General features: G+C 70.7%; 7 protein-coding genes. 3 read left to right on the top strand and 4 right to left on the bottom strand.

From position 1 onward, the window contains the following. A partial coding sequence (locus VGT06_10650) for an ATPase domain-containing protein (protein ID HEV8663581.1) occupies positions 1-543 on the bottom strand: 543 nt, incomplete at its 3' end. 223 nt (positions 544-766) lie between these two features. Here VGT06_10650 and VGT06_10645 point away from each other — a divergent pair. After that, positions 767-1738 (top strand): methyltransferase domain-containing protein, encoded by a 972-nt coding sequence (locus VGT06_10645; protein ID HEV8663580.1) that lies wholly within the window; start codon positions 767-769, stop codon positions 1736-1738. Here the strand turns inward: VGT06_10645 and VGT06_10640 are convergent. From VGT06_10640 to VGT06_10630, 3 genes are all read right to left on the bottom strand, one after another. After that, a complete protein-coding gene (locus VGT06_10640) occupies positions 1728-3287 on the bottom strand; it encodes an ABC transporter substrate-binding protein (protein ID HEV8663579.1) in 1560 nt (519 codons plus the stop codon). The two genes, VGT06_10645 and VGT06_10640, sit on opposite strands and share 11 nt — an antisense overlap. Before the next feature lie 203 nt (positions 3288-3490). Continuing rightward, positions 3491-4492 (bottom strand): hypothetical protein, encoded by a 1002-nt coding sequence (locus VGT06_10635; GenBank protein HEV8663578.1) that lies wholly within the window; start codon positions 4490-4492, stop codon positions 3491-3493. Continuing rightward, positions 4492-4686, bottom strand: coding sequence for a hypothetical protein (locus VGT06_10630; protein HEV8663577.1), 195 nt, complete (start codon positions 4684-4686; stop codon positions 4492-4494). The genes VGT06_10635 and VGT06_10630 overlap by 1 nt, the downstream gene beginning before the upstream one ends. A 233-nt stretch (positions 4687-4919) precedes the next feature. Between VGT06_10630 and VGT06_10625 the strand changes: the two genes are divergently transcribed. Together VGT06_10625 and VGT06_10620 are read left to right on the top strand one after the other, a co-directional pair. Next, positions 4920-7388 (top strand): GAF domain-containing protein, encoded by a 2469-nt coding sequence (locus VGT06_10625; protein HEV8663576.1) that lies wholly within the window; start codon positions 4920-4922, stop codon positions 7386-7388. Then, positions 7366-8724, top strand: coding sequence for a sigma-54 dependent transcriptional regulator (locus VGT06_10620; GenBank protein ID HEV8663575.1), 1359 nt, complete (start codon positions 7366-7368; stop codon positions 8722-8724). The genes VGT06_10625 and VGT06_10620 overlap by 23 nt, the downstream gene beginning before the upstream one ends. Positions 8725-8792 lie beyond the last annotated feature (68 nt).

Below are 8792 nucleotides of genomic sequence, written 5' to 3'. Positions count from 1 at the left end.
GCCCGTCAGCTTCCGGAGGGCCTGGGACATGAGGCGGGCCTGCAGGCCCATGTGCGCATCCCCCATCTCCCCCTCGATCTCGGCCCGGGGGACCAGGGCGGCCACCGAGTCGATCACCACCACATCAATGGCCCCGCTGCGCACCAGGACCTCCGTGATGTCCAGGGCCTGCTCCCCCGTGTCCGGCTGGGAGATGAGCAGCTCATCCGTCTTCACCCCCAGCGTCTCGGCGTACTTGGGGTCCAGCGCGTGCTCGGCGTCCACGAAGGCGGCCGCGCCGCCGGCCCGCTGGGCCTCGGCGATGACGTGCAGCGCCAGGGTGGTCTTCCCCGACGCCTCGGGGCCGAAAATCTCCACGACCCGCCCTCGGGGCAGTCCCCCCACGCCGAGGGCCGCATCCAGCTCCAGGGACCCCGTGGAGACGGCGGCGATGGGCTCCAGGGCTCCCTTGTCCCCCATTTTCATAATGGAGCCCCTGCCGTACAGCTTCTCGATCTGCGCGATCGCGACGTCCAGCGCCTTCTCCTTCTCTCGCTTCTCCATGGCCTCCCGCCCCTTCGCCAGCGCCGGTTTGCCCCTTCCCCTCTCCGTGGTAAGTTAGGCCGACCCTAAAGCATCCCCTCCCCATTGTCAACCCGATCTCCCGGCGCGAATCCGGACGGGGCGGGTTGCTGTACCAGAGGAAATTCGAAGAGTTAAGCTTTCCCCGGAACTCGGGCACCCCCGCCGGGCCCTCACGCTTCTCGCGTGGCAAGAAGGGTGCCAGATGGGCACGGAGGAGCAGGTGGAGTGGGCCGAAGTGGACCTCGGAGGCATCTGCAAGCCGTTTCCGCACCTGTTGCAACATCGCGTGCTGCTCGAGGACGGGCCGCGGGTGGCCGCTCTCGCCGCCGCGATCCAGGCGGCGGTGCGTCCGGGGGATGTCGTCCTGGAGGTGGGGAGCGGGACCGGGGTGCTGGCGGTGCTGGCCGCCCGGGCCGGAGCCCGGCGAATCTATGCCGTGGAGCGGACCGCCCTGGCGGCGGTCGCAGCCGCGGTGGCTCGCGAGAACGGCGTCGGATCGCGGGTCCGGGTCGTCGAGGGGGACGCCAGGGCCATCCGGTTCCCGGAGCGGGCCGACCTCCTGATCACCGAGACGATCGGCCACCTGGGCCTGGAGGAGGGTCTCGGGGCCATCGTCCGGGGCGCGCGCCGGAGGCACCTGAAACCCGGCGGCCGGGTCCTCCCCCGCCGCCTCCGGATCCTCGTGGCTCCCGTCGCGCTTCCCGCCTTCTCGCGGGAGGTGCTTACCCCCTGGCGCAGGCTGGTGGGTGCGGCGGGGCGAGGGACCCCTCACGCCTGCCGGCGGATCTACAAGATCCGCTGGGATGACGAATCCTGTCTCGCCCCCCCTGCCGTCATCTGGGACCTGGACCTGGGCGGGAGGGTCGGCCCGCCGCCGCGCGTGGCCGGGGCCGTCACCTTCCACGGGCTCCGGCGGGGCCCGCTTGCCGGATTTGTCGTCACCTTTGAGGCCGAGCTCGTCCCGGGCCTCGTTCTGTCGAGCCGGCAGGGGACGACGTGGCGGCCCGCCTTCCTCCCGCTTCCCTGCGCCCGCCGGGTCGGACGGGCGACGACCGTCCGCCTCCACCTGGCGCTCAGGGAGCAGGGCCCGGGCTGCCGAGTCACCTGGTCCGGCGTGATCCGGACGCCGCGGAGTCGCCGCCCCTTCCGCTGCGCCGCCGGACCTAGGGGCTGACCTCGACGTCCCGCAGGCGGTCCACGGGGCGCTTCAGCATGTTCAGGGTGAGCCCCCGGACCGTCTTGGCGTGGGCGGCCAGGACGTAGGGGTGGCTCAGGAAGATCGAGGGGGCCTCTCCCACCACGCGCCGCTGGATCTCCTGGTAGAGGGCTGTGCGCTCCTCCTCCCGGGCGCTCTTCCGGGCCCGCAGGAGCAGGGCGTCCACCTCCGGGTTCCGGTACTTGGTGTAGTTGCTCGGGGATTTGGAGTAGAAGAGGGTGAACAGGACGTTGTCTGGATCCATGAAGTCCGCGGTCCAGCCGTCGGTGAAGAGGAGCGGGATGTCCCGCTCCAGGACGGCATATACCTCATCCCAGTTCCGGGCCGGGATGAAATCCACCTGGATCCCCACCTTCTCGAGGTCGGCCTGGATGGCCCGGCCTAGCTCGAGGCGGCCCGGGATGAAGGCGTAGGTCATCAGACTCGTCCGGAAGCCCTGGGGGAGACCGGCCTCGGCGAGGAGGGCGCGGGCCCGGACGGGGTCGTAGGAGGCCTGGCGTGCCGTCGGGTCGTACCCGCCCACCCCGGGAGGCATGGGACCGTGGGCCGGGATCGCCGTCCCCCGGGTGAGATACAGGACCGTCCGGTCCACGTTGATGGCGTGGGCCACCGCGCGCCGGACCCGGGCGTCGGTGTACGGCTTCAGGTGGTTCGAGATCCCTAGGTACTCGACGCGCGGTCGGGCGACCGGAAGGAATTCCAGTGTGGGTGTCGCCGCGATCCGCTCCACTTCGTGCGGGCTGAAGTCGGTGATGACGTGCACTCCCCCGTCCAGGAGCCGCCGGACCCGCTCTGCGGCATCCGGGACGATGACGAAGGTCACCCGCTCCAGGCGGGGCGGTCCCGCCCAGTAGTCCCGGTTGGCTTCCAGAACGATCTCCTGCCTCTCCACCCACCGCTCGAACTTGAAGGGACCTGTCCCCACCGGCCGCTTCCCGTACGTCTCTCCCTCCTGGCCGTAGGCGGCGGGGCTCACGAAGGCCATCGGCCCGTAGTTGTTGGCCATCGTGTTCAGGAGGGGACCGTAGGGGTGCTTGAGGACCAGACGGACCGTGCGGGCGTCCAGAGCCTCCACCCGGTCCACGATCTCGAGGAACTCGCCGTAGAGATACGGGAGGGTCTTGCCCGGCCCCGTCGGCGCCGGCGCCATCTGCCGCAGGAAATTGAACCGGACCGCCCCGGCGTCAAACGGGGTCCCATCGTGGAACCGGACCCCCTCCCGGAGGCGGAAGGTCCAGGTCCGTCCGTCGTCGCTGACGGTCCACGCGGTGGCCAGCGCGGGACGGATGGTCCCGTCGGCATCCGCGGCCACCAGGCTCTCCGTCAGGTGCCAGATGACGATGTTGGCGGTGCTGATGTCACTCTTGGCCGGATCGAGGGTTCGCGGGTTGCTATCCAGCGCATACAGGAGTGATGCCCCCTCAGCCCGGGTGGGGCCCAGAAAGGCAAGGCCGGCTGCCAGCGTCGCGAGGGGAACGAGCACCCCTCGCCGGAGTCTGGTCATCATTCGCTCCTCCTCCTGGGGCTGCGCCCTATCGATCCCGGTCGCGATCGCGATCCCGATCGCGGTCTCGGTCTCTCTCCCGATCCCGGTCTCTGTCGCGGTCCCGACCCCGGCCGACGGTGCCGGCCTCTTCGGCGGCGCGCAGGAAGTCATGCAGGTACCGCACACAGGCGAGCGCCGCCTCCACCTCGTCCCGGTAGATCCCCTCAATCGGCTCGGGGATCCGAATCGTTCGCTCCAGGATGACCCTCGCCGCTCCGCCCGCCCGCCCACCGGGCCGCTCGCGCTTTCCCCCCTTGCGCCTCGCCCGTGCCATGTACCCTCCTCCCCCGCTTCCACGCTCCCCCCGCGCCCTCGACCGCCCACCTCCACTCCCACCTCCCCCCCGCCCGCCCCGGTTCCCAGGTGATCTCTGTACGGACCAGGCTCCCCCGTCCGACCGGCATGGCTTCGGGCAGGGGAAGTAGCAGGCCCTGCTCCTGGGCCGTCACGCGCTCGGGCCCCCCGTCCGGCGGGCTCGCCCGGAGGGCGACGCCCGTCAGCGGACCCTCGCCGGTGATGCGGAAGGACGCGCGGATCCGCAAGCGGGCCAGGCCCGCGAGCGGGTACCGGACCATCACCGGCGGCGCCAGCCAGTCCATCCGCGCGGCCCGGGTGAGGATCGGGGTCTGCAGCAGGGCTCTCGCGGCGCAGCGCAGCCGTACCCCCGCGAGTCCCCGTCGCCAGAATGCTGCGGCTGCCCCGTGCAGGATCGGATCCTGTGTCGGCGCGAGCGCGAGGCGGAGGCAAGGGGGAACGACCCGCGTCGCGGGGCCGCCGCAGCGGGCCCAGGCGGCCACGGCCCAGAGCGGCAGGGACCAGACCGGGGCGGCGCCTCCGGGATCCAGGAGAATGAGGTCTGCGGGCGCCGCCAGCCGCTGCCCCATTGGAGAGAGGCACCGGACGCGGCCGCGAGAACTGGCGGCGAGCGCCCTGCCGAACGGGGAAAGCGACCCTCCCCCCAGCACGGAGACCTGCCGGGCTCCGGCCCGCGCCAGGTCGAGCGCCAGGAGCCCGCTTCCGGGCCCTGCCACCGCGACCACGCTCCTGGCCGGGACGTGCCGCCGCAGCCGCCGCAGGCGGGCCCGGACAGTCGGGTCGCGCCAGAGAGCGAACAGGCTCGCCAGGGGCTGGCGGTCCGCCGGGCCGGGCGGCGGCCAGGGATCCATCAGAGGTCCGTAAGGAGGTGGAACACCCCGTCGTTCGCGCTGGACTGGGAGAAGAAGGAGACGAAGTCCACGGAGGCGCGCGCCCGCTCGGCGAAGAACCGGCGGGTCGCCCGCGCGGAGTCCGCCTGTTGTCGGGAGGCCTTGAGATCCTCCTCGGCCGACCGGGGCACGCAGCAGTGGACCGGCAGGTGCACGCGGCCTCCCTCCAGGCCGCTGGCGCCATGACAGGGGCTCGAACGCGGGTGTGCCCGCCTCTTACCACCCGCCCCGGGAGCCTGTCAAGCAGCTTGGGTCTTGACAGGGGCACCGGTCCGGGCTATGAGAGGGACACCTTCCGGGCGCGCACCCCTCTCCTCTTCGCGCTGCTCACTCCCCTTATCGGCATGGTGCCTGCTCTGGCTGTCCCCCGGGGGCCGCCGTGAGATGGATGCGCGCGCGGTATTCCCGCCTGAGCCTCCGGCAGAAGTTTGCCCTTCAGCTCACCCTCTCGGTCACCCTCCTCTTCGCCATCCTCCTTCCCAGCGTCCTCCTTGTGCAGGAGCGGGCCCTGCTGGCTCAGGTCCGGAAGGAGGGGATGCACCTCGTCCAGCTCTTCGCGTTCAGCAGTGTCCAGGGAATCGTGGCGGATGATTTCCTGAGCCTCCAGGGGGCGGTCCGGAGCATCGCCAGCCGCCCCGACATTCGCTACGCCATGCTCCTGAACCTGGACGGCCGCGTCCGGGTCCACAGCGACCCTGACCAAGTCGGGCGGGTGCTGGATGATCCGGCCGGCCTCGCGGCGCTGCGGGTGGAGGCCCCCCGGGTGCGGGAGGTTCGGCTGGAGGACGGGACCCGGGCCATGGAGTTCGCCTCCCCGGTCCTGGTCGTGAATGCGCGCCGCGCCATTGCGCGCCTGGCCATCTCGCTCGAGGAGCCCCTTCGGGGAATCCGGCAAACCGGCAACTCCATTCTCCTCCTGGGGATGCTGGCGTTGCTGGCCGGGGTCGGGCTGGCCTTCTTCCAGGGGCGACGGGTTGCCCTCCCGATGCAGGAGTTGGCCAGGGCAGCCCGGGAGCTGGCGCGGGGAAAGCTTGCCCGCCGCATCCCGGTCTCCTCCGGTGACGAGCTGGGGGAGGTCGCCGCCGCCTTCAACAGGATGGCCGAATCGCTCCAGGCCCTCTTCGAGACGAGTCGCCAGGTCTCTTCGAGCCTCCGCCTCGCCGACGTGCTCCAGGCCATCGTCCGCCACGCCCGGGAGCTGGTGGGGAGCGACACTGCCGCAATCGCCCCCTACGACCCGGAAGCCAAGGTGGCCACAGTCGTCGCGACCGCCGGGAGCCCCACCCCTGCGCTCATGAACCTCCGGGTCCTCCCCGGCCAGGGCCTTGGGGGGAAGGTCCTGGAGACGGGGGAGACCTTCGTGACCACCGACTACCTGGGCGACTTCCGGTTCCGCCATCGCTACGACGACCGGGTGCGACGAGAAGGGATCAAAGCGGCGGCGGCCGTCCCGCTCCTGCACCAGGGAGAGATTCTGGGCATCCTCTGGGTGGCCAACCGCCGCTCGGACTCCTTCACCGAAGAACAGGTGGAAACCCTGACTACGCTCGCCTCCCACGCGGCCATCGCGCTGAAGAACGCGCGCCTGCACGACGCCGCCGTGCGCCGGAGCGAGGAGCTGGCGGCCCTGCTGCGGGCCACCCAATCGGTCATGGCCGGGCTGGACCTGAGGGTGATTCTCGGGCGGATTGTGGAGGAAGCCTCCCGGATCGCCGGGGTCCCGTTCGTGACCGCGTTCCTGGTGGACCGGGATGCCCAGGCCCTTTGGCCGGGAGGTAGTGCGGGGGGCTCCACCCCCGCCGGCTTCCAGATTCCTCTGGGAGCCAGCTTCTCGGGGAGCGTAGCCGCGAGCGGGCAACCGATCTTCGTCGCCGACACCCGGGGCGATCCCCGGAAGCTCTTGAGCCATCGGGATCGGGGATTTGAGTTCGTGAGCTACCTGGGACTTCCGATCAAGGTTCGGGAGGAGGTCGTCGGGGTTCTGGCGTTCTACTCGACTGGCTCCCGGCAGTACAGCCCGGACGACCTGGCGTACCTGACGTCGTTCGCCGATCAGGCGGCCATCGCCATTCAGAACGCCCGGCTCTACGAGACCCTCCGCAAGGCGCACGAGGACCTGCTGGCCGCCCAGGCGGAGCGGGTCCGATCTGCCCGGTTGGCGGCCGTGGGCGAGCTGGCGGCCGGCATCGCCCACGAGACGCGCAACCCGCTGGGGGCCATCAGCCACGCGACGGAAACGCTGCAGCGCAGCCTGGATCTTCGGGGGGAGGACGCGGAGCTCCTGGAGATCATCCGCCGCGAGGCCGGGCGCCTCAATGAGATCGTTTCGGACTTCCTGATGTACGGCCGACCCCGGCCGCTCGCGCTGCAGGAAACCGATCTGCCCGCGCTGATCAAGGATGTGCTGCTGGCACTGGAGCAGGATGAGCGCTGTCAGCGGGGCGTCCGCTTCGAGACGGTCCTGGATCCCGCCCTCCCGCGCCTGGGGCTGGACCCCCACCAGATCAGTCAGGTCCTCTGGAACCTTTACCTGAACGCGGCCCAGGCGATGCCCGGGGGCGGATGCCTTCGCACCCGGGCCACCCTGCGGCCGGGTTCCGACGGGGAGCACTGGCTGTGCCTGGAAATCAGCGATACCGGGCCGGGCCTGCCCCCGCACGCGGAGGGGCGGCTCTTCGAACCCTTCTTCACCACCAAGCCGGACGGCACGGGCCTCGGGCTATCCATCGCCCGCCGCATCGTGGAAGAACATGGGGGGACCTTAGCGCTGGAGGAAGGGCCGGCGGGCGGGGCGCTGGCCCGGATCCTCCTGCCGCTTCGGGAGGGACGTGCCGATGCCACGGATCCTGGTCGTTGACGACGAGCCCGGGATGCGGCGGAGCCTGGCCATCAGCCTGAAGCGGGAAGGGTACGACGTCGAGGAGGCTTCCGGAGGGACGGAGGCCCTGGTCCGCCTGGAGCGGGAGATCTACGACCTGATCATGACCGATCTGAAGATGGTCCCGATGGGGGGCCTGGAGGTCCTGGCGGCAGTCAAGAAGGGTGCGCCCCAGACCGAGGTCATCGTCATGACGGCCTATGGCAGCATCGAGGCGGCCGTGGAGGCGATGCGGCTGGGGGCGTTCGACTTCGTTACCAAGCCGTTCCAGGCGGAGGAGATCCTGACCCGAGTCCGGAACGCCCTCGAGAAGGCGCGCCTCACCACCGAAGTCCGGCTCCTGCGGGAGGACCTGAAGAGCCGGATCGGCTTCGAGCAGCTCCTGGGGCAGAGCCCGGCGATGCAGGCGGTCCTGGCGAAGGCCGCCCGGGTCGCCGTGACGGACAGCACGGTCCTCATCACCGGCGAGAGCGGGACGGGCAAGGAGCTCGTGGCTCGGGCCGTCCATGCCCGCTCCCTCCGGGCCAACAAGCCCTTCGTCTCGGTCAACTGTGCGGCCTTCCCGGAGCAGCTCCTGGAGAGCGAGCTGTTCGGCCACATCAAGGGCGCCTTCACCGGAGCCGTGGCCAGCCGGAAAGGTCTTCTGGAAGAAGCGCACGCGGGCACCTTCTTTTTTGACGAGGTGGGAGACACCCCTCCGGGCATCCAGGCCAAACTCCTCCGGGTCCTGGAGGACCGGGTCATCCGTCGCCTCGGGGATAACCGGCCGATCCGGGTGGACGTTCGCATCCTGGCCGCCACCAACCGGGACCTGACCACGGCCATCCGGGAGAAGGCTTTTCGGGAGGACCTCTACTACCGGCTGAACGTCGTGGCCCTCCACCTGCCGCCCTTGCGGAGCCGTCGGGGAGACATCCCCCTCCTGGCGCACCACTTCCTTGGCGTCGCGAGCCGTCGCTCGGCCAAGCCGGTGCAGGGCTTCAGCCCGGAGGCCCTGGCCCTCCTCCAGGCCTACGACTTCCCCGGGAACATCCGGGAGCTGGAAAACGCCGTCGAGCAGGCGGTGGCCTTCACCACGGGACCCCTGATCCGTCCGGAGGAGCTCCCGGAGGCCCTCCGGAGCGGCTCGCGGCCCCAAGGGGACGGGTCCCGGCCTGCGCCCGGGACGCTCGAGGAGATGGAGCGGGAGCTGATCGTGCGCCGGATCCGGGAGCTCAACGGCAACCTGAGCCTCGCCGCGCGGGCCCTCGGCATCGGGAGAACCACCCTCTGGCGGAAGATGAAGGCCTACCGGATCGAGCCATCTGGGCCCTGAGCCTGTTTCGTTTCGGAAACAGCCTGGTTCACCTCGGAACTCCCCTGCCCCTCCTCCTCCACCCTTCT

This window comes from Candidatus Methylomirabilis sp. (assembly GCA_036000645.1).
In the GTDB taxonomy this organism is placed as follows: Bacteria; Methylomirabilota; Methylomirabilia; order Methylomirabilales; family JACPAU01; genus JACPAU01.
Note: the sequence above shows the minus strand (reverse complement) of the source record. Positions and strands in the feature narration are given on the sequence as shown.